The organism is Acinetobacter sp. LF10, assembly GCF_048585715.1.
Taxonomy (GTDB): Bacteria; Pseudomonadota; Gammaproteobacteria; order Pseudomonadales; family Moraxellaceae; genus Acinetobacter.
On sequence record NZ_CP184160.1, the window covers coordinates 656354 to 682915 of the forward strand.

Sequence of the window (26562 nt, forward strand, 5' to 3'; positions counted from 1 at the left end):
CAAACACTTAAATTATTTTGGGTGAAGAAAGAAACAAATTGTTTAACATTGGCACAAAATCTATACTAAAAATTCATCCTGTCGGAAAAAGCAGATGAAATTAAAAAATATATTAAAATTCATAATTTAAATAAAAATATAACAAAAATGCTTAGCCGTGTATCAGTTTGGTGAACGCCTACTTGTTTACAATGTAAACGTGTGTATATTGCAAAACATAAACCAATGTATCTGTCAGATTTTTATAGATAGATTCACTCTAATTGTAGGGGCATACAAATGAGCCAAGAAGAAAAGTTACCAAAAATTTTGATCGTTGAAGATGACGAACGTTTAGCTCGCTTAACACAAGAGTATTTGATTCGTAACGGTTTAGAAGTTGGGGTCGAAACAGATGGTAATCGTGCGATTCGCCGTATTATCAGTGAGCAACCAGATTTAGTTGTCTTGGATGTGATGTTACCGGGTGCAGATGGTTTAACCGTTTGTCGAGAAGTTCGTCCACATTATCATCATCCTATTTTGATGTTAACTGCACGTACTGAAGATATGGATCAAGTACTTGGTTTAGAAATGGGCGCAGATGACTATGTTGCTAAACCAGTTCAACCACGTGTTTTATTAGCTCGTATTCGTGCTTTATTACGTCGTACTGATAAAACAGTTGAAGACGAAGTTGCTCAACGTATCGAGTTTGATGATCTCGTGATTGATAACGGTGGCCGTTCAGTGACTTTAAACGGTGAGCTGGTTGATTTTACGAGCGCTGAATATGACTTATTGTGGTTGCTAGCTTCAAACGCAGGGCGCATCTTATCTCGTGAAGATATTTTTGAGCGTCTCCGTGGTATTGAATACGATGGTCAAGACCGTTCGATCGATGTGCGTATTTCACGTATTCGTCCAAAAATTGGTGATGATCCAGAAAATCCAAAACGTATCAAAACTGTGCGTAGCAAAGGTTATTTATTCGTTAAAGAAACTAACGGGATGTAATGTCTATCTTGCTTAAAATTAGCTTGGAATTATCTCCCTTATGCTAAGTCGAGTACTTAAAAACAGTATTTTCTTGCGAATTTATGCTGGATTAGTGGTTTTAGTTGTTGTTGTTGCCGCATTTTGTTATTTGCTGGTACAGGTCATCAACTATCAACGCGCGCAAGAATATCGTGAATATCTGACGGATGGTATTTCATATGTCATCAGTGAGGGGGTATCTCGACAGCCTCAAAAACAACAAAAGCTAGATTGGATTTCTGATGCCTCCGATTTACTAGAACTTCCAATCTACTATGTTGATGCAGCACGTGTAGAGCTTTCTCGTACTGAGAAAAAGCGGATTGCTGAGCAGAAATCAGTGGTTCGTTATGATGCCAATAACGGTGTGGGTTATATCATTATTGGCCTCAAAGATGATGCGAAACATTATCTTTATATCAAAGTGGATAAGCTCGGCGAGCGCCAAATGAAGGCATTGCCAATTTTTGTACTGGATTATTTGATTTTTTATCCGGGACAAGAGCGTGAATATTTAGAAAGAATTAAAAAGCATTTTTACTATCCGATTACGATTGCCAATATTAAAGATATTAATCTAGATTCAGAGCAAATCGGTCGTTTACGTCAAGACCAAAGTATTTTGTTATATAAGGATAGTGCAACTGTACGGGGTACAACCATTTCGATTGTTTCTCCAATGCCAAATCATCCTGCACAAGTCCTGATTTTAGGTCCAGTTCCAATGTTTAATTGGATGCCTTTTCAGCTTTCAGCAGGTATTACCTTATTTAGCTTATTCTTATTAAGTCTAGGTGTTTACGGTTTAATTTTACCGCTTGAGCGGAAAATTCGTCAGGTTCGTTTAGCTTTAAATAAAATGAAGTCTGGTGATTTGTCATTACGTGTTCCGATTGAAGGCACTGATGAAATGGCAAATTTGGCATCTAGTTATAACAATATGTCAGATCACATTCAGCGGTTGATTGAAGCACAACGTGAATTAATGCGCGCAGTATCGCATGAACTCAGAACCCCTGTGGCACGAATTCGTTTTGGCATGGAAATGTTAGCTGAAGAAGATGACTATAATTATCGAATTCAGCAAGTCGATATGATTGATAAAGATATTGAAGCACTCAATACTTTAATTGATGAAATTATGACTTACGCCAAACTAGAGCAGGGTACGCCATCTTTAGATATCGAAGATATTGTGTTGGTCGAAGTGCTTGATCAAGTTGCAATGGAAACTGAGGCATTAAAAACTCAGAAAGAAATTGAGTTAATTGCACCGCCATTGTCATTATCTGTAGATGCTGAACGTCGCTATTTGCATCGTGTGGTGCAAAACTTGGTTGGAAATGCGGTTCGTTATTGCGATCATAAAGTTCGAATTAGTGGTGGTGTTCGTGCTGATGGTAAGGCATATGTCTGTGTAGAGGACGATGGGCCGGGCATTCCAGAGCAAGAGCGCGCACGTATTTTTGAAGCCTTTGCTCGTTTGGATGATAGTCGTACACGCGCATCTGGTGGGTATGGGTTGGGTTTATCAATCGTGAGTCGTATCGCGTATTGGTTCGGTGGAGATATTATGGTAGACCAAAGCCCTAACTTAGGTGGCGCACGTTTTACCATGACATGGCCGGCGAAGCGCTATAAACAAAACATAAAAAAATAGTTTTAATTCATTTAAGTTTGTGTGAAGAACATAAGAAAGCCAAAGCATCAAGCTTTGGCTTTCTTATGAAGCATAAATATTGTTTATTCGTGAACAGATGAATCCGGTTCGATTAATGGATGACCAGATCTTAAGCCACTCAGTGCATCTATATTAAAATCCAGAAGTAATGAATTATTTTTTACGTCTATTTTATAACTTTTAATCAATGGTTGATCGCCATTTAATGTTTCAACTTTATAGCTATCAGCAATGTTTAGAATACTTTCAAGATTGGTTGTCGTTGCCGCAAAGTCTTCTCTAAAGACTTCATAGATATCTCTTAGGTCGAAAATTGCATTATCAGTATCAGGGTGTTTCCGAATATAACTTTCAATGTGCCGCATCAGCAGCTGTGAAAAAAAGAAATAATCTGAGTCATGTGTATATTCTAAATGCATATTTTTCTCCTTGTTTGCTACTTTTAGAATACCGATCTCTCAGCTGAATAGTGTATAAAGTTAATTAAAGCATGTAGCTGAATTGCAACATATTATGTCGAAATGACAACCTGATTTCGACCTTGGCGTTTGGCTTGATATAAGGCGTCATCAGCTTGCTTGAAATGATGTTCGATAGATTGTAGGTTTTCTGCCTCGCAGATATAAATTCCTAGACTCACTTGGATATAAAAGTCATTTTGTTGTTCTAATTTGATAGGTGTTTGGCTAATTCTTTTTCTGATGTTCTCAGCAGCTTGATAGGCTGTGTTTGCATCTATATCAGTCATGAAAATGGCAAATTCTTCACCACCTAAACGACCAAGTAAATCATGCGGTCTCAGCATGGTTTGAATGGTCTGGACGCAACTTTGTAACGCACGATCTCCAATTTGATGACCATAGTTATCATTCACTTGTTTAAAATGATCGATATCTAACATGAAAAAAGCGGTCGTTTGGGCGGAGTTTTTTGCTTGCTGTTGTAAAAGTTGAACTGACTGTAAAAATTGACGTCGAGTCAGGCTTGAGGTGAGTTCATCATGAGCAATAATATGTTGTAACTCTTGGATTAGCTTCGTTCTCACCATATTAATGCTGGAAACTGTGAGCGGTCCAATTGTCATCATGATTAAACCCAAACGTATAGAAATGGTGTTATTTAAATATCGCTCTGGATAGAGCAGTAAATAGTTTTGTGAGACGTGATAAATAATAAAAGCACAACTCACAGACGTAATAATTGTGACTGAAAAATGGCGATAGCGTAAAGCACACCAAATTAATGCGGCAATTGGATAAAGTACTGAACCGGGACCAGTGTCATAGTAAGCGATTACAATTGAAAAAATAACACTAAATAAAGGTAGGCTTTCCTGAACAGTGAGCGCTTTAAATTCTTTAATTTGTTGTTTGAACTCTCCAAGTACAGGTGCACTTAGCATAGCAGGGAGGATTAACAAAGCATTTTGAATTTCAGCGGTAAACCAATGTCCGAAATCAATCCAAAACGAACCAAGAGAGAATTTGGTATTAAAGTCGGGAAGGGAAAATGCAGCAAATAAAGAACTTGATACCGCACCCACACAGCAGAAGCTAAATAAGAATAAGTAGAAGTAACCTTGATGCATAGAGCGAATCAGTGAAGTTAACTTGATGTAAAGGAAAAGTGCGGTCAAGACATAGCACAAGTTGGCTGTAGTTAAACAGAGGTTGAGTAAAAATGGAGTATCTTGCAAAGTATCCGCAAGCAAGTAGCCTACGATTGCACCGATCAAACTAATCGGGTGCCGTGTTTGTGGAAAACGAATCAGTAAACCCAATAAAACAGAATTGGCTGGCCAAAACGAAGCAAGAAATGTTAAGTGTCGGGTGGCGATACCGATGAGACAACAAAAAAAGATCACAGCAGCGAAAACGAAAAATAATTGCAAAAGTGATTTAGGTTTTGATGCTGCCATTGATTGAGTCATCCTGACACTTTTCCTTGGAGGAATTAGGTCGGGCTATTATATAAATTTTGTTTAAATTTTCAGCACAAATTTGTATCAATGCAATGATTTAGTTCATGCTGCAATATTTTTGAGCATTGATGACAAGTTGCGGATATTTTTGGCGCAAGAATAAAGAAAAAAATGATCAATATTGGTTAGTCGATTTGATAATTCGATTTTTAAGGGTGAATTTGTAGCGATCTAGGTCGTATGAGGAAATTAATCAACAAAATCATCCTAAAGACTAAAGCGCTTCAACTAGCATGAGAAATTAGAAATCAGGTACAATTGGCGGGATTAATTTTGTGTTTGGTGTATTTGAAGGCCAATACATACATTCTTTGTTAAAAATAGGCCTGCCAGGAGTTATCCCCGCATGAGTGCCATTACTCCATACGATTGGGCGATTATCGCCTTCGTGATCGGCGTTACATTTCTTTGCGTTTTTATGCTTACAGTTCCCTTACTCCTCGGGGGTAAAGCATGGGGGCGTGCGAAGCAAGAGCAGTTTGAATCAGGTGTAGTTGGTGCGGGCGGTGCTCGTATCCGCTTGTCAGCCAAATTCTATTTAGTTGCAATTTTCTTCGTTGTCTTTGACTTGGAAGCTCTTTACCTCTACGCATGGTCGACATCAGTTCGTGAAGTAGGTTGGTTTGGATTTACCACGGTCGTTATTTTTGTTGTGGATCTTTTGATCGCTTTGGTTTATGCAATTTCTGTAGGCGCGCTGAATTGGGCACCTGTAGATCGTCGTAAATCTGCTGGTGTGACAACAAAAATTGGTTCACCGAATATGAATATTGCTGACATTACTCGATTCAATAATATTGAAGAGCTTGTTGTCGATCCTACTGGTCATATTCCAGCGCAGTCTTCTGGTCGTGTTAAGTCTAAAACACCGACTACATCATCATTTGAACAGGAGTAAGTCGGGATGAAATATACTTTAACCCGTGCGAATCCAGATGCCGATCAGTATCCATTACAAGATCGTCAAATCGTAACTGATCCTCTTGAGGAAGAAGTGAATAAAAGTGTGATGATGACACGTCTTGAAGATGTGTTGCATACCGCAGTGAACTGGGGTCGTAAAAACTCTTTATGGCCTTTTAACTTCGGTACATCATGCTGTTATGTTGAATATGCGACGACTTTAACTGGTGTACATGATCTGTCTCGTTTTGGTGCTGAGGTTATTCGTGCTTCACCACGTCAAGCAGATTTAATGATTGTTGCAGGAACCTGCTTTGTCAAAATGGCACCTGTAATTCAACGTTTGTATGAACAAATGCTTGAGCCTAAATGGGTCATCTCTATGGGTGCTTGTGCAAACTCTGGTGGTATGTACGACATCTATTCTGTAGTACAAGGTGTCGATAAAATTATTCCTGTTGATGTGTACATCCCAGGTTGCCCACCTCGTCCAGAAGCATTGATCCAAGCATTGATGTTACTTCAAGACCAAATTCAACTAGAGCGCCGTCCACTTTCAGCGGTGATTGGTGATGATCTTCAGCCTGTGTATAAGCCAAAGATGATGCCAGAACGCGATCGTAAAAATGCGGAACGTATTGCGGTGAAAAACTTACGCTCTATGGATGAAATTAAATAATTTGAACGATGAATTATGACATGTCTGAATAGATATGATCATCGGGAAAATTGCCAGAATTTGTATTAAATAGGAAGCCAAGCCAATGGCTGAAACTGACATTGCTATGCCAGAGTCAACGCAAGTTGATTCACGCCCAGCATTTGCAATCGTAGAAGAGCTCAAAACCAAATTTGGTGAGAATTTCTATGTGCAGGCGACTTTTGAAGAGTTTCCAACAGTCTGGGTTGAGCGCGCACGCGTGCAAGAAGTCCTTATGTTCCTCCGTAAAGTGGAACGTCCTTATGTAATGCTGTTTGACTTATCTGCGGTTGATGAGCGTTTACGTGTTCACCGTGATGGTTTACCAGCATCAGACTTTACTGTGTTTTATCACTTGTTATCGCTTGAGCGTAATAGTGATATTCGTATTAAAGTTGCATTAAATGAAAATGATTTAAGCATCCCAACCGCAACCAATATTTGGCCAAATGCCAACTGGTACGAGCGTGAAGCTTACGATATGTTTGGTATCGATTTTGCTGGGCATCCAATGCTCCGTCGTATCTTGTTACCAACCTATTGGGAAGGTCATCCATTACGTAAAGAATATTCTGCGCGTGCGACAGAATATACGCCGTATATGCAGAATCAAGCGAAACAGGATTTTGAACAAGAACACCTACGCTTTGTGCCTGAAGACTGGGGTCTAAAACGCGGCAATGCTGATGAAGACTTCATGTTCTTGAACTTAGGTCCTAACCATCCATCTGCACACGGTGCGTTCCGTGTGGTATTGCAGTTGGACGGTGAAGAGGTGAAAGACTGCGTACCTGATATTGGTTATCACCACCGTGGTGTGGAAAAGATGGCTGAACGTCAAACATGGCATTCATTCATTCCGTATACGGATCGTGTTGACTACTTAGGTGGTTGTGCGCAAAACATGCCTTATGTGATGGCGGTTGAACAGCTTGCTGGTATTAAAGTACCTGAGCGTGCGCAAGTGATTCGTGTGATGTTGAACGAATTATTCCGTATCAATAACCACTTATTATTCTGTGGTACAGCGATTCAGGATGCGGGTGGTATGACCCCTGTATTCTATATGTTCGCAGACCGTCAAAAAGTCTATGACATCGTTGAAGCGATCACGGGTTACCGTATGCATCCAGCATGGTTCCGTATCGGTGGTACGGCACATGACCTTCCAAACAACTGGCAAAAACTTGTTAAAGAATTGCTAGAGTGGATGCCAAAACGTTTGAACGAGTACTACACTGCGGCACTTAAAAACTCAGTATTTATTGGTCGTACCCGCAATGTTGCGCAATACGATGCTAAATCTGCGTTGGCTTGGGGTGTGACGGGTACTGGTTTACGTGCGACAGGTATTGATTTTGACGTTCGTAAATATCGTCCATACAGTGGTTATGAAAACTTCGACTTTGATATTCCAGTGGAATATGAAGGCGATGCATATGCACGTGTTTTGGTTCACTTCCGTGAAATTACTGAGTCGTTGAAAATTATTCAACAGTGCTTGGACAACATGCCATCTGGTCCTTATAAAGCGGATCATCCACTGGCTGTTCCACCACCAAAAGATAAGACATTACAAGATATTGAAACCTTGATTACGCACTTCTTGAGTGTATCTTGGGGTCCTGTCATGCCTGCAGGTGAGTCATCATTTATGACTGAAGTGGTGAAAGGTGCGAGTACTTATTACTTGACTTCAGATAAGTCAACGATGAGTTACCGTACTCGTATTCGTACACCGACCTTCACACATTTGCAGCAAATGCCTTCTGTGATTAATGGCAGTTTGGTTTCTGACTTGATCATTTATTTGGCGACCATTGACGTGGTTATGGCTGACGTGGATCGCTAGGGTTAAACGATTATGATGATTTTGACTGATAAAAAACCTCGTGTGAATGTTGAAGGGATTTTGACTGCTGAAGAAATCCATGACATTGAACACCATATTGATCACTATCCATATCCACGTGCGGCATCATTGGATGCATTAAAATGCGTACAACGTCGTAATGGCTGGGTAGATGATGCTCAAATGAATGCAATTGCGCAATTGTTGACAATCAGTGTGGCGGATTTAGAGGGTGTAGCAACATTCTATAACCGTATTTATCGCCAACCTGTAGGTCGTCATGTGATTTTGTTATGTGACTCAATTGCATGCTTCTTGATGGGTGCAGAAACTTTAGCAGAAGCATTTCAGCGAGAGTTAGGCATCCAGTATGGACAAACCACAGCAGATGGTCGTTTCACCTTGCTCCCAATTTGCTGTTTAGGCAACTGTGATAAAGGTCCAACGTTAATGATTGATGAAGATACTCACGGTTTAGTGGATGTGTCATCAGTTAAACAGTTATTGGAGAAGTATGTATGAATACTGAACCAAAACCAATTTATGGCGACGGTAATCCAGAAACTCATCCACTCACTTGGCGTTTGAGTAAGCAAGAACACGTTCGTGCTGCTGATGAATACGAAGCTTTAGAAGGTTATGCAGGCTTCAAAAAAGCGCTCAGCATGCCACCAAAAGATGTACTTGACGTGATTAAAGCTGCGACAGTTAAAGGTCGTGGTGGTGCAGGTTTCCCAGCAGGAATTAAATGGTCGTTGATGGCACCGAATGATGGTGGTCCACGCTATTTAATTTGTAATGCTGATGAAATGGAACCAGGTACCTTTAAAGACCGTTTGTTGATGGAAAAACTTCCACATCAATTGATCGAAGGTATGTTGATCGCAGGTTATACCCTTGAAGCAACGCATGGTTATATCTTCATTCGTGGTGAATACATCGAAGCAGCTCAATACTTAAATGAAGCATTAGAGCAAGTTCGTGCCAAAGGTTACTTGGGTGAAAACATCCTCGGTACTGGTTGGAACTTTGAGATGTATGTTCACACGGGCGCAGGACGTTATATCTGTGGTGAAGAAACTGCATTGATTAACTCGCTAGAAGGTCGTCGTGCCAATCCGCGTACAAAACCACCATTCCCACAAGTTGCAGGGGCATGGGGTCGTCCAACGATTGTCAACAACGTCGAAACCTACAATAACTTGCCAGCAATCATGTTGCGTGGGCCAGAGTGGTATATCAACCTTTCTGCACATAAGTCTAAAGATCCAGGTACTAAGATTTATGGTGCATCAGGTAAGGTGAAATTCCCAGGACTTTGGGAACTTCCTTTTGGTACAACAGCGCGTGAAGTGATTGAAGAACATGCGGGTGGTATGCGTGATGGTCTCACTTTAAAAGCATGGTTACCAGGTGGTGCTTCGACTGACTTTTTAGCAGCTGAGCACATTGACTTGCCAATGGACGCTGAAAGCATCATGAAAGCAGGTTCACGTTTAGGAACATGTTTGTTGATGGTGGTGGATGAAACCCAATGTATGGTCTCTGCAACGCGTAACTTAGAAGAGTTCTTTGCACGTGAATCATGTGGTTTCTGTACACCGTGCCGTGATGGTTTACCTTGGGCAGTCAAAGCGCTGAAAGCACTCGAAACAGGTACAGGTAAGAAAGAAGATATCGATCATTTACAAGAACTGACGCGTAAATTATGGATCGGTAAAACTTTCTGTGCTCATGCACCGGGTGCGATGGAGCCGCTTATGGGCGCATTAAAATATTTCCGCCATGAGTTTGAAGCAAAGGTTAAAACCCATGCTCCTGCTCTTGACGTAGAACAAGCTTAAGGAATTCGACTATGGCTACAATTCATGTCGATGGAAAATCGTATGAAGTCAATGGCTCTGAAAACTTGCTACAAGCATGTCTCAGCCTTGGTATCGACATCCCGTATTTTTGTTGGCACCCATCCTTAGGTTCTGTTGGTTCTTGTCGTCAATGTGCTGTTACGCAATATAATAATGCGGAAGATACACGTGGGCGCTTAGTCATGTCTTGTATGACACCAGCTGCCGACAATACCTTTATTTCTATTGAAGACAAAGAAGCAACAGATTTTCGTGCATCAATCGTCGAATTCTTAATGACCAACCACCCACATGACTGTCCAGTCTGTGAAGAAGGTGGTCACTGTCATTTACAAGATATGACGGTGATGACGCAACACGATCGTCGTCGCTATCGCTTCACGAAGCGTACCCATCATAACCAAGAGTTGGGTTCGTTTATTGCACATGAAATGAACCGCTGTATCGCGTGCTATCGTTGTGTGCGTTACTACAAAGATTATGCGGGTGGTACAGACTTTGGTGTCTATGCCAATGCATCACGTGTTTATTTCGGTCGTCCAGAATCAGGAACTTTAGAGTCTGAATTTTCTGGTAACTTGACTGAAGTCTGTCCGACTGGTGTATTTACTGATAAGACGCATTCAGCACGTTATAACCGTAAGTGGGACATGCAATATGCACCAAGCGTATGCCAAGGCTGTTCTTCAGGTTGTAACATCTCACCAGGTGAGCGTTATGGCGAAATCCGTCGTGTTGAAAACCGCTTCAATGGCTCAGTAAATCAATACTTCCTGTGTGATAAAGGTCGTTTTGGTACGGGTTATGTCAATCGTGAAGATCGTCCACGTCAACCACAGTTCCGTAATGGTGATGCTGTTACAACAGTGAGTGTGGATCAAGCACTTGATCAAGTAATTGCTCAACTAAAAGGCAAAAAAGTATTAGGTGTTGGTTCGCCACGCGCAAGCTTGGAATCAAACTATGCGCTACGTCAATTGGTTGGACAAGACAATTATTCAACTGGATTGTCTCAAAAAGAGCAAAATCTGGTTGAATTAGCTGCATCAATCATGCAAACACAGGGTATTTACAACCCGAACATGCGTGAAATTGAAAGCTACGATGCGGTATTGATCTTGGGTGAAGACTTAACCCAAACTGCGCCACGTATGGCTTTATCAGTTCGCCAAGCAGCGAAAAATAAAGCCAAAGAAATGGCAGCTAAAACGCGTACACCAGATTGGTTGGCAGAGCCTGTACAACGTATTGGTCAAGATGCTAAATCTCCAATCTATATTCTTGCTGCAACGCAAACACGTTTAGCGGATGTGGCAACGGGTGAAGTAGTTGCATCGCCAAATGATATCGCACGTTTAGGTTTCGCGGTTGCGGCTGCTGTTAAAGGCGAAGCGCTTTCTGGTTTAGCTGATGATGCAAAAGCATTTGCACAAACGATTGCAGACACCTTGAAAGCAGCGAAAAAGCCTTTGATCATTTCTGGTACGAGTTTACAAGATCCTGCGATTATCGAAGCGGCTGCACAGGTTGCACAAAACTTAGGTGAACATGCAGGTTTATCATTGACTGTTCCTGAAGTGAACTCAATGGGCTTGGCATTATTCGGTGGTTTAAGTTTAGAACAAGCTTTTGCACAAGACTATGATGCCGTAGTTGTGGTTGAAAATGACCTCACTCGTCGTTTGCCAGTTGCTCAAGTAAAAGCTGCGCTTGATAAAGCTCAAACTGTGATCGTATTGGATCACAGTGAAACGCCAACCTTGAAACTTGCGGATATCGTGCTTTCTGCGGCAAGTTTTGCTGAAGGTGACGGGACTGTCGTGAGCCAAGAAGGTCGTGCGCAGCGTTTCTATCAAGTCTATGACCCAAGCTACTACAAGCCTGAATATGCGATCAAAGAATCATGGCGTTGGTTACATGCTGTTGAGACAGGTCTTAAAGGTAAAGCAGTCGATTGGACATTGCTTGATGATGTAATTGATGACATCGTGAAAAATGTGCCTGTACTTGAAGCGATTCAAGATGTTGCGCCAGATGCAGGTTATCGTGTTCATGGTTTGAAAATTGCACGAGAGCCACGTCGTTACTCAGGTCGTACTGCAATGCGTGCGCCGTTATCGATTCACGAGCCAAAACAACCAACTGATCCAGATTCAGCATTAACTTTCTCGATGGAAGGTTATGTGGGTAATCAGACAGCATCGTCTTTAGTACCTTTCGCATGGGCTGCGGGTTGGAACTCGCCACAAGCGTGGAACAAGTACCAAGATGAAGTCGGTGGTCACTTAAAAGGTGGTGATTCGGGTGTGCGTTTATTCGATCGCTTAGCAAAACGTCCTGCACGTAGCTATGTTGCACCGACTGCCGTGGTTGTGAATCCTGAAAGCTTCCGTCTTGTGCCAATGCACCATATTTTTGGTTCTGGTGAATTCACGATTAAAACACCAGCAATGGAATCACGTATTCCTGAAGCGATGTTTGCCGTGGGTGAACAAGATGCGACGCGCTTAAATGTTCAAGATGGTCAACGTATTACCGTGAAAGCAGGCGAAACGAGCATCAGCTTACCTGTACAAGTCATCGAATATTTACCAACAGGCTATATTGGTTATCCAATTGGTCTAGCACCAACCGTTTCATTGGCAGAGCCTGTGTCTGTGGCAGTAGGAGTGTAATTCATGAATCAAGAAATTATACGTCAAACGCCACTTTGGGCTGAGAACTGGCCAATCGCTTATTCAGTGATTCAAGCGGTTGTGATCCTGTTGGTGGTGGTTTTGGTTGCTGCATTAATGTCATTTATTGAGCGTCGTCTCTTGGCATTATGGCAAGACCGTTATGGTCCAAACCGTGTTGGTCCGGGTGGTATGTTCCAGATCGTTGCCGACATGCTCAAGATCATGTTCAAAGAAGACTGGACACCAAAGTTTGCTGACAAGCTGACTTTTCGTTTAGCACCAGCAGTTGCGATGGCAACTGCGGTACTTTCGTTTATGGTCATCCCAGTAAGTCCTACACTGGGCGTTGCGGATATGAGTATCGGTCTATTGTTCTTTATGGCAATGGCGGGTATTGCAGTTTATGCAGTGCTATTTGGTGGTTGGGCGTCTAACAACAAATACTCGTTACTCGGTGGTCTTCGTTCTGCTGCTCAAACTATTTCTTATGAAGTGTTCTTGGGTATCTCATTGATGGGTGTGGTTACGATTGCAGGCTCATTCAATCTACGTGAAATCGTTGAAGCTCAACGTGATGTTTGGTTTGTTATTCCACAATTCATTGGTTTCATTATCTTTGTTATTGCTGGTGTTGCAGTGACGCATCGTCATCCATTTGACCAACCAGAAGCTGAGCAAGAATTGGCGGAAGGTTATCATGTTGAATATGGTGGGATGAAGTGGGGGATGTTCTTCGTTGCGGAATACGTCAACGTGGTTTTAATCTCTGCACTGATCGTAACGTTATTCTTCGGCGGATGGCTTGCACCATTTAACTTAGAAATTCCATTTGTTCCACCAGTTTTTTGGTTCGTGATTAAAACAGCATTCTTTGTAATGATGTTTGTATTGGCGCGTGGTTCTTTAATGCGTCCACGTTATGACCAAGTGATGAACTTTGGTTGGAAAGTTTGTTTGCCATTGGCGTTGGTCAACTTGTTAGTGACTGGTGCTGTGATTCTGATGAATCAGGCCTAGGACAGCAGGGAGTACAAAATGTATAAAATTCTAGCTGGATTTGGAACGATTGTCCGTTCGTTGTGGATGGTGTTTAGCCATGTAACACGTAAACGTGACACGATTTTATATCCAGAAGTACCAGCTGAACAAATTGTGCCTCCACGCTTTCGTGGTCGCATCATCTTGACGCGTGATCCAGATGGTGAAGAGCGTTGTGTGGCATGTAACCTTTGTGCGGTTGCATGTCCTGTTGGCTGTATTTCATTACAAAAAGCGGAAAAAGAAGATGGACGTTGGTATCCAGAATTTTTCCGTATTAACTTTTCACGCTGCATTTTCTGCGGTATGTGTGAAGAAGCTTGTCCTACAACTGCAATTCAGATGACTCCAGATTTTGAACTTGCTGAATATGTACGCCAAGACTTGGTTTATGAAAAAGAAAACTTATTGATTTCTGGCCCAGGCAAATATCCTGACTATAACTTCTACCGTGTTACTGGTATGGCAGTAAATGGTAAGGAAAAAGGTCAAGCACAAAAAGAAAGTGCACCAGTTGATGTACGGAGCTTATTACCATGATGTGGCCATTTTATTTGATGGCACTTGTGGCCATCGTATCGACAATTCGTGTTGTGACAAATACGAATCCCGTACATGCTCTTTTAAGCTTAATCGTTTCTTTACTTGCTGTTGCTGGTATTTTCATGATCGTGGGTGCGCCTTTTGCTGGTGCACTTGAGATTATTGTTTATGCTGGTGCGATCATGGTCTTGTTCGTCTTTGTGGTCATGATGTTGAACCTTGGACAAGATACGGTTGAACAAGAACGTAAATGGTTGAGTTCTGATGCATGGGCATATCCTGCATTAATGAGTTTCTTATTGGGCTTGGTTTTGGTTTGGATGTTGGGTGGAGAATACACCACGATTTCTGCACCATTAGGTACAGAAATTGTAGGTCCTAAAGCAGTCGGTCAAGCATTATTTACTCACTATCTATTATTGGTAGAAGTTGCCGCGATGTTATTGCTTGCAGCCTTAGTTGCTGCATATCACTTAGGCAAACGTGAACCAAGTGCAGAAGAGGATAAACAATAATGGGACACATCCCTTTAGAACATGGTTTGATTGTTGCAACCATCCTTTTTGCACTGGGTTTTTACGGTGTAATGGTGCGACGCAACCTATTATTTATGCTAATGAGCCTTGAAGTGATGATGAATGCTGCTGCATTGGCATTTGTTTTGGCAGGTAGTGTTTGGGCTCAACCAGATGGACAAGTGATGTTCATTTTGATCCTAACGCTTGCTGCGGCAGAGGCGTGTATTGGTCTTGCGATCGTCCTTCAGTTTTATCATCGCTTCCATCACTTGGATGTGGATGCTGCTAGTGAGATGCGCGGATGAGTACATTATATTTAACCGTTTTATTTCCGCTCATTGGTTTTATCCTGTTAGCGGCAGGGCGTAACAAACTGTCTGAAAATGTGGCTGCCATTATTGGTGTCGGTTCAGTTGGTTTATCTGCGTTATTTGCTTTAATCGCGGGCCTTGCATTTACCAGCAGTGGCCAAACCGTTTTTGTCCAACACTTATGGACGTGGTTCAGTGTTGGCGGTTTTGAGCCAGGCATCAGCTTGCACCTTGATGGTTTGTCATTATTGATGACAGGTATGATCACAGGTGTTGGTTTCCTGATTCACATCTTTGCATCATGGTATATGCGTGGCGAAGAAGATTACGCACGTTTCTTCTCTTATTTCAACTTATTCGTTGCCAGCATGTTGTTGTTGGTACTCGGCGATAACTTGGCGTTATTGTTCTTAGGTTGGGAAGGCGTAGGTCTGTGTTCATACCTATTGATTGGTTTCTACTACTCAAACCCTGCAAATGGTTGGGCAGCAATCAAAGCATTCACCGTAACACGTGTGGGTGATGTTTTCTTACTCATCGCATTGTTCTTGCTCTATCAACAGTTTGGTACGTTGAATACACAGTACATTGTTGAACATGCAGCGACTGTGATGACGCAAAGTTCATCATTGTCGATTTGGACAGCATTGATGTTGTTCTTAGGTGCGGCAGGTAAATCAGCGCAAATTCCATTACAAACTTGGTTAGCTGATGCGATGGCTGGTCCTACACCAGTATCTGCATTGATCCACGCTGCAACGATGGTTACAGCGGGTGTGTACTTATGCTGCCGTATGTTCTCTGTGATGGAAATGGCACCAGAAGTAATGCAGTTCATCTCGATTACAGGTGCAGTAACCTTACTTGTAGCTGGTTTTGCTGCATTGGTTCAAACCGATATCAAACGTATCTTGGCTTACTCAACCATGAGTCAGCTCGGTTATATGTTTATGGCAGTGGGTGCTGAGGCGTATCAAGCTGGTTTATTCCACATGCTTGCTCACGCATTCTTCAAAGCGTTATTGTTCCTTTCTTCAGGTGCAGTGATTCTTGCATGTCATCACGAACAAAACATTTTCAAAATGGGTGGATTACGTAAAAAGATTCCATTTGTATTCTGGTGTTTCGTAATCGGTGGTGGCGCATTAGCTGCACTTCCAATCGTAACAGTTGGCTTCTTCTCTAAAGATGCGATTTTAGGTGCAGTATATGCACAGTCTACGATTGCAAACCTTCCACTTTATAATACGTTGTATTGGGTAGGTGTTGCTGGTGCATTCTTAACGTCTATCTATACGTTCCGTCTAATCTGGGTGGTATTCTTTGGCGAAGAAAAAACCCATGCACATGCCATTCATGGCGTAACTTACTGGGCACCACTTGCAATTCTTGCGACCTTATCAACAGGTGTTGGTTATTTCTTACAAGCACCTGTTGCAAAATTATTGACTGCTGCAAGTATTCCAAGCTTTGTTGTTCCTGAAGCTTTAGAAGAAGCGGTTGCACATGCAGAACATTTAGCAAGTGGTGTTGCCCTTGTTGGTTTAGCTGTGGGTATCTTCTTGTTTGCTTTTGCATACGGTGCAGTAAAAGCTTTTGCTCAAACATCTTTGGGTTCAGGTCTAGCGCACATTTGCCGTACAGCATTTGGTTTCGATGCTTTGTATGACATCGTATTTGTAAAACCTTATTTATTGATTGCGAAAATTTTAGGTCGTGATCCAGTTGACGGTTTATGGTTAGTGCTCCCTGCAATTGTGAAGGGTGGTAATAGCTTTACAAGTTCGCGTCAAACAGGTTCATTGCGTGAATACGCATCAAGCATGTCACTCGGTGTAGTGGTGTTATTGATGATCTTGATCGTAGTTCAGGTTGTGGGGAAATAAAATGGAAAACAATTTAATTTTACCCGCACTGATTTTAGTTCCTTTCATTGCTGGTTTTATTTGTTGGTTGGTTGATAAATTTGACCAATACTTACCGCGTTGGATTGCCTTGATTGGTATGCTCATTACCTTTGGTTTGGGTATTGCACTATGGCAAACTGGTACATATAGCTACGAGTTGGGCGGTAAAGTCCCAACTTGGGCGGCTGAATTCCATCTCCCATGGATTCAGACTTTAGGGATTAGCATTCACTTGGCTGTGGATGGTTTATCTCTACTCATGGTTTTACTTACAGCGTTACTTGGTGTGCTTGCTGTTGGTTGTTCATGGGGTGAAATTCAAAAGAATGTTGGTTTCTTCCACTTAAACCTCCTTTGGAGTTTAGGTGGGGTTATCGGTGTATTCCTTGCAATTGACTTATTCTTGTTCTTCTTCTTTTGGGAGATGATGCTTGTACCAATCTATTTCTTGATTGCGTTATGGGGACACTCAGGATCAAATGGTCGTTCACGTGTTTATGCTGCAACTAAATTCTTCTTATATACACAAATTGCTGGTTTAATCATGTTAATCGGTATCTTAGGCTTAGTGGTCTATGGATATATGATGACAGGTATGATTGGTTTTGATTACAGCTACTTATTGGCTGTTGCAAACCACTTACCACCAGAAGTTGCATATGCACTTATGTTGTGTTTCTTTGTTGGTTTTGCAGTTAAATTACCTGTATTCCCATTACACGGTTGGTTACCTGATGCGCATGCACAAGCACCAACAGCGGGTTCTGTGGACTTAGCGGGTATTTTGATTAAGACAGCAGCGTACGGTCTACTTCGTTTCGTGATTCCATTCTTCCCAGCAGCGTCAGCTCAGTTTGCTGATATTGCAATTATTTTGGGTCTGATTGGTATTTTCTACGGTGCATTCTTAGCGTACCAACAAACAGACATGAAACGTCTGCTTGCGTATACGTCTATTTCACACATGGGTTTCATTTTACTTGCAATCTACGCAGGTAATATTCTAACTTTCCAAGGTTTGATGATCATGATGTTGGCACATGGCTTGTCATCTGCTGCATTGTTCATTATGTCTGGTCAAGTGTATGAACGTTTACATACCCGTGATTTACGTTTAATGGGTGGTCTTCGTGGTCAACTGCAATACTTGCCATTTTTCCTGATGTTCTTTGTTGCAGCGCTTGTCGGTGTACCTGGTCTAGGTAACTTTATTGGTGAATTCTTGATTCTTATGGGTTCATTTAAAGCTTATCCAGCCTTCACCATCATTGCTGCAGTAAGTTTAGTATTTGCAGGTCTTTACGGTCTGATTCTGATTCACAAAGCACTTTTTGGCGAACCAAATGCTGAACAAAAGCAACACTACACGAGTCCACTGAAAGATTTATCAGTACGTGAAGTTAGTATTTTGATGATCTGTGTGATTGGTTTACTTTGGTTAGGACTTTACCCACAGACATTCTTGGATATGTCACATTCAAGTATGCAGTGGTTAGTCAATAGTTATATGCCAGTACAAGAAGTTGTCGAAACTGTTCAACAGACTGCGACTCAACTTGAACAAGTGGAGATGCGATAAACCATGAACTTCACACTTTCTTTTTCTGAGCTTATGCCACTTGCCCCAGCGATGATTGTGGCATTGACTGCAGTTGTTGTGATGTTATTGATTGCGATTAAACGTAATCATAATCTGATTGCAACAACGACAGTTGTGGGTCTAAACCTTTCTGCAATTCTAATTGCATATACCATGTTTAGCGGGCATTTTGTCCCTGCAAACGTGATGGGCATGTTTATGGTTGATCCATTTACCATGCTCTACCAATTCCTGATTTTGATTGCTGCTTTGGCTTGTAGCACGCTTTCACATGCTTACATTGAAACGTATAAAGATAATCGTGAAGAACTTTATATCTTGTTACTTTGTTCTGTAGCAGGTGCAATGCTATTGGTTGCAAGTTCTCATTACGCTGCTTTCTTCATTAGCTTAGAGTTAATGTCAATTCCTGTGTATGGTATGTTGGCTTACACGCATCAACGTAGCCAATCTTTAGAAGCGGGAATTAAGTATCTTGTACTCTCAGCAACTGCATCTGCGATGTTGTTGATGGGTATGGCGTATATCTATGCGTATACAGGTTCATTGTCATTCTATGATTCTGTTCAAGCTTTGATGACTGCGATCAAGCAACCAATGGTGCTATTAGGTCTAGGTCTCATTATCTTTGCTGTTGCATTTAAGCTCTCACTTGCACCATTCCATAAATGGACGCCTGATGTGTATGCAGGTGCACCAGCACCTATGGCGACATTCTTGGCAACGGCTGCCAAAGTTGCAACGATTGGTTTATTTGTACGTTACTTATTAAGTTCTGGTGCAATCTTAGTTGAATCAATAGTGACTGTTTTGACAGTCATTGCTGTGTTATCAATTTTGGTCGGTAACTTACTTGCAGTACGTCAAGTTAACTTAAAACGCATCCTTGGTTATTCATCAATTGCACACTTTGGTTACTTGTTGATTGCTTTGATTAGTATGACTTATGCAAGTTTAGGCAGTGTAACGGTTTATGTGATTACTTATGTATTTACAACAATCGGTGCATTTGGTGCAGTTGCGTTAATGTCTAGTCCATATAACAACGTTGATGAAGCACAAAGTCTTGCAGACTACCGTGGTTTGTTCTGGCGTCGTCCGATTTTGACTGCAACATTAACAGTGATGATGTTGTCATTAGCAGGGATTCCATTAACTGCAGGTTTTATTGGTAAATTCCTTGTGGTAATGGCTGCTGTAACAACTCAACATTGGTTCTTGGCTGCAATGGTCGTTGTAGGAAGTGGTATAGGCTTGTATTACTACTTACGTGTGATGATCGTAATGTATATGACACCACCAGAAACACCTCGTATTGATGCTGATGCACATTGGGGAACTAAAGTTGGTGGTATCATGGTACTCGGTGCAGCATTGCTTGTATTATTACTCGGTATCTACCCAGATCCAATGATCAATTTGGCATTGAAGTCAGAAATTCTTTCTCCATTGCATTTCATGTTGTCTCAACAACAATAATGATTTGATTTGTACAAAAAAGCCTCCAAAATTTGGGGGCTTTTTTTAATGAAGAGTAAAAAAACACTCTATAATACTCAAAGATTAATATTAGTTAGGTACTTACTCGTGTCGATTCAAGAAATTCGCCATCCGCTTATTCGTCATAAACTTGGTTTATTACGCCGTTCAGACATTAGCACAAAGAACTTTCGTGAATTGGCACAAGAAGTCACGATGTTACTCACTTATGAAGCAACTAAGGATCTGCCTGTTGTCGATCATGAAATTGATGGTTGGGCTGGTAAAGTTTCGACTCAACGTATTGCGGGTAAGAAGATTACAATTGTACCGATTCTACGTGCTGGAATTGGTATGCTTGAAGGCGTACTGAGCTTGATCCCAAGTGCCAAAGTGAGTGTTTTGGGTTTAGAGCGTGATGAGGCGACTTTAGAGGTCCGTACTTACTATAAAAAATTAGTACCTGATGTTGCCAATCGCTTAGCGATGATTATTGATCCAATGCTGGCGACGGGTAATTCACTTATTGCGGCAATTGATGTGCTTAAAGCAAGTGGTTGTAAAGATATACGTGTTATGGTTTTGGTTGCTGCACCTGAAGGTGTTGCAAAAGTAGAAGCTGCGCACCCTGACGTACGTATCTATACGGCATCGATTGACCAAGGTTTGAATGAGGATGGCTATATCGTTCCAGGTCTTGGTGATGCGGGTGATAAGATTTTTGGTAGCGTTCAAAAAGATTAATTTTTGAAAATATGCTTAAAAAAGAGACTTAATCCAACCGTACGGTTTTCAGGGGAGGATTTAAAGTCTCTTTTTTTATATACTGAAATACAGTACTTGCAAAATTAGGTGAATGTCATGAAAAAAGAATTTTATCAGGGAAAAGTTAAACAATATAATCCAGACAAAGGGTTTGGTTTTATTGCAACTGCTGAAGGCGAGATCTTTTTTCATATTTCAGATTTTCCAGCAGCGGAAGGTGAGCCGAAACGCAATGAAAAAGTAAAATTTGTAGCCCTAGAAAATAATGGGAAATTTAAAGCAGTACAAATTGAACGAGTAGATCCGAATCCTGCAAAAACTAAAAAAAATAAAATATTGGCTCATAATGAATCGATTACATCAGAATTGTTGTCAAACTTTCGGCGTTAGGAGAATGCATGATGAATCGCTCATCAGCAAATAAAAATACTTGCTTTTACTTTATCGCAGTCCAACAGGGCAGCCTTATTTTTTTGTGATGATGTCAAATTTGATATATTACGTGTTGAATTTTTTGGGATAATCTGATGCTAAAAACTGGAACAATTAAAAAATATAATAAAGAATGGGGTTTCCGTTATGCAAAGTGATATTGATGTTGTAGTTACTCAAAGTAAGGCTTTGGAAGCATTGCTGGAGCAAAAATTTGGAGCTACTGGGCGTGGTTTGCATGAAAAATTAACTAGCATTGAATATCAGCTTGAAGTTGGGCTAGTGAAGAATATACGTTGGATAGCCACTATGCGTAATAAAGTGGTACATGAAAATTTCCAATTGACCAATCAAAATGACTTTTTAAGAAGTTGTCAGCGTGCTTTAGAGGGTTTGCAAAATACCCAGAATACTTTGAGAATTGTGGGAAATGTCCAAGAAATTAAGACTGTATCTGTAAATTCCTCATCACGAAATTCATATAATACAATTTCTGAACCAATTGTATCTCGTTCAAGACGAAAATCTAAACAAGAGCATGAATCAGGAGGTGTGTTTGGGACACTCATCACTGTCGTTATTGTTGGCGTAATTGGCTATTTGGTGTATGGTTTTATTCAAGGCTCTTTGCATCGTAATGAATTGGTAAATCAGCCTATCATCCAAAAAATGCTAAAAATCGCCAATACTCAAGCAGTAAATAGCAACCCCAATCATTTTCAATGTGATGGGCGAACTCACTGTTCTCAAATGCGTTCGTATGAAGAGGCTGTCTTCTTTTTAAGAAATTGTCCAGATACAGAAATGGATGGAAATAATGATGGTGAACCATGTGAGCGCCAATTTAGACATTAAAATAAAAGATCAGGCTTAAACCTGATCTTCACAAAAATGTAAAAAGGCTTTTAGTCCAGGACCTTGGTATTTTTGACGATGCACTAACATGTACAATGGGCGAGTTAATTGCCAATAAGGTGTATTAAGAATAACCAGTTGACCTTTCTCTTCCAGCGGTTCGATCGCGAGTCTTGAAACACAAGACATCCCCAAACCACCAGCAACAATTTTTAAAATTGCTTCGTTATGACCAAGAGTTAAACGGATATTGGCATCTGGTAGATCTTGTAAAATCGCATTGTCAAAAACTTCACGTGTGCCTGAGCCTTCTTCACGTAAAATCCATTCAACCTCATGGAAATCTGCTGGTGTAATTGGGCGATCTAACTTTGCCAGAGGATGATCAGGCGCACAGCAAACTGCAAGTTCATCATCTCGCCAATGAATACATTGCAATTGAGGCAAATGACAAGAACCTTCGATCAAGGCTAAATCGAGCTGAAATTGATTCACTGCTTCAATCATTTGGCGAGTATTGCCGACTTGTAATTGAAGATGGGCTTGAGGATGATGCTGTAAAAATTCAGCCATAAGATCAGGCATTAAATAATCACTGATCGTTAAGGTTGCACCTAAACGTAAATCAATGCTTTGCAGTTCACCTTTAGCGGCTTGTTCAAACGATTCGCAGCGACCTAAAATTTCTAAAGCTTGAGGCAATAAAAAACGCCCCAAATCATTCAGTTGTAAACGCTTGCCTAAACGGTCAAATAAAGGCGCACCTAAGCCATCTTCTAAATCAGCTAAAGCCATACTTGCTGCACTTTGTGTCAGTCTGACAGCATCACTCGCTTTGGTTACCGTTCCTTCTTGTGCAACCGCCACGAAAACAGCCAATTGGCGTAAGGTCATGCGCATGTTAAATAGCCTTAATGTTTTGAGTATCCATCAATTATTCGATCATGCTAACATGAGCCTACTGTTTCGTGCCACGTTCAAATCATGTCAATTGAAAAATTTAGCGTAGAAAAAGTTCTATCTGTTCATCGTTGGGCTCACAATCTTTTTAGTTTCACCATGACTCGACCTGCTCATTTTAAATTTACAGCAGGGCAGTTTGCGCGAATTGGTTTAATGGTTGATGGTGAGTTAGTTGTAAGAGCTTATTCTGTTGTTTCTTCGCCCTTTGATGAAACTTTAGAATTCTTTTCGATTGTTGTTCCCGATGGTGCATTTACGTCAAATTTGCAACATCTTAAAGTTGGTGATGAACTTTATTTAGATAAAATATCTTATGGTTATTTGACTTTGGCAAGGTATCAACAACCTTTACCGCAAGATCTTTGGCTATTGGGGACTGGTACTGGACTTGCACCATTTCTATGCATGTTACAAGACTTTGAAACTTGGAATAAATATAAACATATTCATCTGGTTTATAGCGTCCGCACAGAGTCTGAGTTGGCTTATATGGAACGTATTGAAGAAATCGCAGCATCATTTGGTGAAGGGCATTCTGGATTTAAATTCATTCCGATTATTACCCGTGATCCCAAAGCCGCATTACATGATCGACTCCCAATTTTAATTGGTAATGGTGAATTAGAAAAAGCATCAGGATTAGCTTTGAACCCTGCAAGTAGTCATGTGATGTTGTGTGGTAATCCTCAGATGGTTGAGGATACCAAAGAAGCACTCAAAAAACGTGGTTTAACCATGAATCGTCGTGGTGAAGGTAATATTGCAGTAGAGAATTATTGGTAGTCGTATGGTATGGATATGTCTTAATGTACAAACATATCCATAAATTCACGGATTTCTTGAATGGCAGTATCGACATCGGTATTTAGCCATGTTGGTTCAAAAATACCAATATAATGTTCTAAACGGTCTTGAGGAACAACAAGGCGAACAGGGCAATCTTCTTCGAGTAGGCGCCAAGGTAAAATAGGCACTTCATTGTCTAAAAAAGGTTGGACATTTCGAATATCGATAATCATTGCATTTACACAATCAGGTAAAGGCATGACGGAGAATTCTTCAGTACGACGACGGAAGTATTCTAAATCTCCCCACTTTAAGATATAGCTTGGCTTATTAAACTCAATAATTCCTATTAAATGTTCATCACGTGTGTGATGTAAAAAACATTGATGAGTAACATCCGTGTCTAAATCAAGAGAAACACTTTGTTGACTATAGGACATAAAGCAAAACATGTGAGAAACGAAGCCGACTAGTATAGCTTATTTTTAGCGTATTCTAAAACCGACTATATTTTAAACAAAAAAATAAATAAAAAAAGTAGAGTTTTGCAAACACAGCAACGATAGTCCGAAGCTTTTTCACACAATGCAACATTGAGTATTGCTAAGATAAAAGCCTAACAAATAAAAGGATGAGGGCTGCTATGATGCATGATTTTAGTAAGCCACAACCTCATGTGGCAAGTAAGGAAGAAATTGCACGTAAAAGGAAATTACCAGTCTATATGTTATTAATAGTTGGAATTTTTCTGATAGCGTTGCTTGTATTTATGATCGCCGATCATTCAGCAAATCCAACTGCTCAAGTGATGATGTCAAATCTGCAGTCTGTAATTCTGAATGCTTAAATGGCGTTGACCAAAACAATTTATCTAAAAGCTCATTAGTGTGAACTAATGAGCTTTTTTGCAAAATTATGAGTGCTTTTTGTTGTATTAGTGATGCTGTCGATTGATTGAAAAATCGACAAAAACTAAGGTGATAAACATTCATAGTTTGTGTGTTTCAACATAGAACAGTGATGGGTGATTTATATCAAGATTTAAAAATACAATATAAGGATAACTCGCATGAATGAATTTTTTAATGATCCCTCGCATCGAGGGGGATTTGATGCCATGTATTATTGGGATCAGTTTCATCCAATTTTTGCAGCAATCGTGATCTTACTAGTGGGTTGGATTATTGCCTTAGTCATTGCCGCAGGTGTAAAGCGACTATTGCAAAAGCTTGATACCAATCACAAGTTATCTTCGGCAACTGGTCATACACCCAATATTGAAAACTTGGTTTCCAAATTGGTGTTTTGGTTTATCATGATTCTCGCTGTGGTTGGCTCACTCAATGTTTTAAATATTAGTGGTGTAAGTGACCCGTTTAGCAATATGGTAGGACGAGTACTTGCTTATATACCAAACTTATTTGCTGCCGTTGCAGTAGGATTTATTGGTTGGATTGTGGCGCGTTTGGTACGTGCTGGATTGACCAATGTATTATCTAGAACAGAATTAGATGAGAAGCTAAGCAGTGAAGTTGGTGTTAACGCTTTAAGTAGTAATATCGCAGAAATTTTTTACTGGTTGGTTTTATTACTATTTTTACCAATTGTGCTGTCTATTTTAGGTTTAACAGGACTGCTGATTCCTGTACAAAACATGGTAAACGAAGCGATTGCTTATCTGCCTAATTTGTTTATTGCGGGTGTGATCATTTTTGTAGGTTATATTCTCGCCAAAATTGTGCGTGGTATTGTTGAGGGATTAAGTAATAGCTTGGGACTACAAACTCAAGCTGAAAAAGTAGGATTATTTAAAAACTCAAATGTATCGAAATTTTTAGGCTCATTTGTGTTTGCAATTATTGTCATCACAGCGTTGATCGTGGCATTTGAAGCTTTAGGAATCCAAGCGATTTCTCAACCGGCAACAGCGATGTTGAATGAAATAATGTATGCAATTCCACAAATTATTGCAGCTGGTTTAATTCTAATCGTTGCCTATATTGTGTCTCGTTTTGTTGGACGTTTAGTGGCTGAGTTGATTTCAGGTGCCGGTGTTGATGAAATTCCAATCAAGCTTGATTTGCAACGATTCCTTGGACAAACCCGTGTTTCTGATGTGATTGGCTACTTAATCATTTTCTTTACCATGCTGTTTGCTGTTTCAGAAGCTGCGAATCGACTTGGATTAGAGCAAGTCAGTGTACTGATTGCGATGTTTACTCAATTTGGTGCCAGTATTTTACTGGGTGCAGTCATTTTGGTGATTGGATTCTGGCTCGCCAATGTTGTGGCGAATGTGGTTCAACGTGGTGAGTACAATAGTTCACGTTGGTTAGCAAACCTAGTTCGTATTTTAATTATGGGCTTAGTGATTGCGATGGGTCTAAAAGCTATGGGTATTGCAGATTCAATTGTGAATTTGGCTTTTGGTTTGACGCTTGGTTCAGTTGCAGTTGCTTTTGCCTTGGCATTTGGTTTAGGTGGTCGTCAACCTGCAGAACGCTTATTGACAGATTTATTAGATAAGGCAAAGAATGAAGCTAAGCAACCAAATCCGTTACATAAAGAAATCACACCAAGCCCTTCGGTACCACCAATAACACCACCGACTCCACCTTATTCAGATGAATAGTAAAAAAAATCTTTGATTTTTTGAACCAATTCGACCACTCTAAGCAGGGTGGTGGT

At 40.7% G+C, this 26562-nt stretch carries 25 protein-coding genes; 21 read left to right on the forward strand and 4 right to left on the reverse strand.

Annotation, left to right across the window (positions count from 1 at the left end; all coding sequences use genetic code 11):
- The first annotated feature begins 279 nt into the window (after positions 1 to 279).
- Both bfmR and bfmS read left to right on the forward strand, forming a co-directional pair.
- The gene (bfmR, locus tag ACN19N_RS03160; RefSeq protein WP_269239106.1) at positions 280 to 996 is read left to right on the forward strand and encodes a response regulator transcription factor BfmR; all 717 of its coding nucleotides are present in this window, start codon (positions 280 to 282) and stop codon (positions 994 to 996) included.
- 40 nt (positions 997 to 1036) lie between these two features.
- Positions 1037 to 2677: a sensor histidine kinase BfmS gene (gene bfmS / locus ACN19N_RS03165; RefSeq protein WP_293743975.1), complete on the forward strand. Its 1641-nt coding sequence runs from the start codon at positions 1037 to 1039 to the stop codon at positions 2675 to 2677.
- A gap of 83 nt (positions 2678 to 2760) precedes the next feature.
- Here bfmS and ACN19N_RS03170 read toward each other — a convergent pair whose 3' ends face one another.
- Positions 2761 to 3117 carry a hypothetical protein gene (locus tag ACN19N_RS03170; protein ID WP_293743973.1) on the reverse strand — a complete coding sequence of 119 codons (357 nt, stop codon included), beginning with the start codon at positions 3115 to 3117 and terminating at the stop codon, positions 2761 to 2763.
- A gap of 92 nt (positions 3118 to 3209) precedes the next feature.
- Positions 3210 to 4628, reverse strand: a complete 1419-nt coding sequence (locus ACN19N_RS03175; RefSeq protein WP_420001950.1) for a diguanylate cyclase — start codon at positions 4626 to 4628, stop codon at positions 3210 to 3212.
- A gap of 397 nt (positions 4629 to 5025) precedes the next feature.
- On the opposite strand from ACN19N_RS03175, the gene ndhC reads away from it, so the two are divergent.
- The 16 genes from ndhC (at position 5026) to ACN19N_RS03255 (ending at position 22125) form a co-directional block, all read left to right on the forward strand.
- The gene (ndhC, locus tag ACN19N_RS03180) at positions 5026 to 5577 is read left to right on the forward strand and encodes an NADH-quinone oxidoreductase subunit A (RefSeq protein WP_004663758.1); all 552 of its coding nucleotides are present in this window, start codon (positions 5026 to 5028) and stop codon (positions 5575 to 5577) included.
- Between the two features lie 6 nt (positions 5578 to 5583).
- Positions 5584 to 6261: a NuoB/complex I 20 kDa subunit family protein gene (locus ACN19N_RS03185; RefSeq protein WP_004638049.1), complete on the forward strand. Its 678-nt coding sequence runs from the start codon at positions 5584 to 5586 to the stop codon at positions 6259 to 6261.
- 85 nt (positions 6262 to 6346) lie between these two features.
- Positions 6347 to 8134: an NADH-quinone oxidoreductase subunit C/D gene (gene nuoC / locus ACN19N_RS03190; protein ID WP_046740048.1), complete on the forward strand. Its 1788-nt coding sequence runs from the start codon at positions 6347 to 6349 to the stop codon at positions 8132 to 8134.
- Between the two features lie 12 nt (positions 8135 to 8146).
- Positions 8147 to 8656: an NADH-quinone oxidoreductase subunit NuoE gene (gene nuoE / locus ACN19N_RS03195; protein ID WP_004675093.1), complete on the forward strand. Its 510-nt coding sequence runs from the start codon at positions 8147 to 8149 to the stop codon at positions 8654 to 8656.
- Positions 8653 to 9978 (forward strand): NADH-quinone oxidoreductase subunit NuoF, encoded by a 1326-nt coding sequence (nuoF, locus tag ACN19N_RS03200; protein WP_269229675.1) that lies wholly within the window; start codon positions 8653 to 8655, stop codon positions 9976 to 9978. Before nuoE ends, nuoF begins: the two co-directional genes overlap by 4 nt.
- An 11-nt stretch (positions 9979 to 9989) precedes the next feature.
- Positions 9990 to 12674 (forward strand): NADH-quinone oxidoreductase subunit NuoG, encoded by a 2685-nt coding sequence (gene nuoG, locus ACN19N_RS03205; RefSeq protein WP_269229676.1) that lies wholly within the window; start codon positions 9990 to 9992, stop codon positions 12672 to 12674.
- A 3-nt stretch (positions 12675 to 12677) separates the two neighbouring features.
- Positions 12678 to 13694 (forward strand): NADH-quinone oxidoreductase subunit NuoH, encoded by a 1017-nt coding sequence (gene nuoH, locus ACN19N_RS03210; protein WP_420001951.1) that lies wholly within the window; start codon positions 12678 to 12680, stop codon positions 13692 to 13694.
- A gap of 18 nt (positions 13695 to 13712) precedes the next feature.
- Positions 13713 to 14255 (forward strand): NADH-quinone oxidoreductase subunit NuoI, encoded by a 543-nt coding sequence (gene nuoI / locus ACN19N_RS03215; protein WP_269229677.1) that lies wholly within the window; start codon positions 13713 to 13715, stop codon positions 14253 to 14255.
- Entirely contained in the window at positions 14255 to 14773 is a 519-nt protein-coding gene (gene nuoJ, locus ACN19N_RS03220; RefSeq protein ID WP_269239661.1) for an NADH-quinone oxidoreductase subunit J, read from the forward strand. The genes nuoI and nuoJ overlap by 1 nt, the downstream gene beginning before the upstream one ends.
- The gene (nuoK, locus tag ACN19N_RS03225; protein WP_004638057.1) at positions 14773 to 15081 is read left to right on the forward strand and encodes an NADH-quinone oxidoreductase subunit NuoK; all 309 of its coding nucleotides are present in this window, start codon (positions 14773 to 14775) and stop codon (positions 15079 to 15081) included. The genes nuoJ and nuoK overlap by 1 nt, the downstream gene beginning before the upstream one ends.
- The gene (gene nuoL, locus ACN19N_RS03230) at positions 15078 to 16973 is read left to right on the forward strand and encodes an NADH-quinone oxidoreductase subunit L (protein WP_420001952.1); all 1896 of its coding nucleotides are present in this window, start codon (positions 15078 to 15080) and stop codon (positions 16971 to 16973) included. The genes nuoK and nuoL overlap by 4 nt, the downstream gene beginning before the upstream one ends.
- A gap of 1 nt (position 16974) precedes the next feature.
- The gene (nuoM, locus tag ACN19N_RS03235; RefSeq protein WP_420001953.1) at positions 16975 to 18573 is read left to right on the forward strand and encodes an NADH-quinone oxidoreductase subunit M; all 1599 of its coding nucleotides are present in this window, start codon (positions 16975 to 16977) and stop codon (positions 18571 to 18573) included.
- Between the two features lie 3 nt (positions 18574 to 18576).
- The gene (nuoN, locus tag ACN19N_RS03240) at positions 18577 to 20073 is read left to right on the forward strand and encodes an NADH-quinone oxidoreductase subunit NuoN (protein ID WP_004663743.1); all 1497 of its coding nucleotides are present in this window, start codon (positions 18577 to 18579) and stop codon (positions 20071 to 20073) included.
- 108 nt (positions 20074 to 20181) lie between these two features.
- Entirely contained in the window at positions 20182 to 20817 is a 636-nt protein-coding gene (gene upp, locus ACN19N_RS03245; protein ID WP_004663741.1) for a uracil phosphoribosyltransferase, read from the forward strand.
- A gap of 117 nt (positions 20818 to 20934) precedes the next feature.
- Entirely contained in the window at positions 20935 to 21228 is a 294-nt protein-coding gene (locus tag ACN19N_RS03250) for a cold shock domain-containing protein (RefSeq protein WP_269239111.1), read from the forward strand.
- A 189-nt stretch (positions 21229 to 21417) separates the two neighbouring features.
- A complete protein-coding gene (locus ACN19N_RS03255) occupies positions 21418 to 22125 on the forward strand; it encodes an excalibur calcium-binding domain-containing protein (RefSeq protein WP_420001954.1) in 708 nt (235 codons plus the stop codon).
- A gap of 15 nt (positions 22126 to 22140) precedes the next feature.
- Here ACN19N_RS03255 and gigC read toward each other — a convergent pair whose 3' ends face one another.
- Positions 22141 to 23025: a LysR family transcriptional regulator GigC gene (gene gigC / locus ACN19N_RS03260; protein ID WP_004663735.1), complete on the reverse strand. Its 885-nt coding sequence runs from the start codon at positions 23023 to 23025 to the stop codon at positions 22141 to 22143.
- A gap of 84 nt (positions 23026 to 23109) precedes the next feature.
- Between gigC and ACN19N_RS03265 the strand changes: the two genes are divergently transcribed.
- Positions 23110 to 23871 (forward strand): ferredoxin--NADP reductase, encoded by a 762-nt coding sequence (locus ACN19N_RS03265; protein WP_420001955.1) that lies wholly within the window; start codon positions 23110 to 23112, stop codon positions 23869 to 23871.
- A gap of 20 nt (positions 23872 to 23891) precedes the next feature.
- On the opposite strand, the gene ACN19N_RS03270 is transcribed toward ACN19N_RS03265, so the two are convergent.
- Positions 23892 to 24314, reverse strand: a complete 423-nt coding sequence (locus tag ACN19N_RS03270) for a hypothetical protein (protein WP_016652946.1) — start codon at positions 24312 to 24314, stop codon at positions 23892 to 23894.
- A 206-nt stretch (positions 24315 to 24520) separates the two neighbouring features.
- Between ACN19N_RS03270 and ACN19N_RS03275 the strand changes: the two genes are divergently transcribed.
- A complete protein-coding gene (locus ACN19N_RS03275; RefSeq protein WP_269230404.1) occupies positions 24521 to 24721 on the forward strand; it encodes a hypothetical protein in 201 nt (66 codons plus the stop codon).
- Between the two features lie 222 nt (positions 24722 to 24943).
- Positions 24944 to 26506 carry a mechanosensitive ion channel gene (locus ACN19N_RS03280; protein ID WP_420001956.1) on the forward strand — a complete coding sequence of 521 codons (1563 nt, stop codon included), beginning with the start codon at positions 24944 to 24946 and terminating at the stop codon, positions 26504 to 26506.
- The last annotated feature ends 56 nt before the right edge of the window (positions 26507 to 26562 follow it).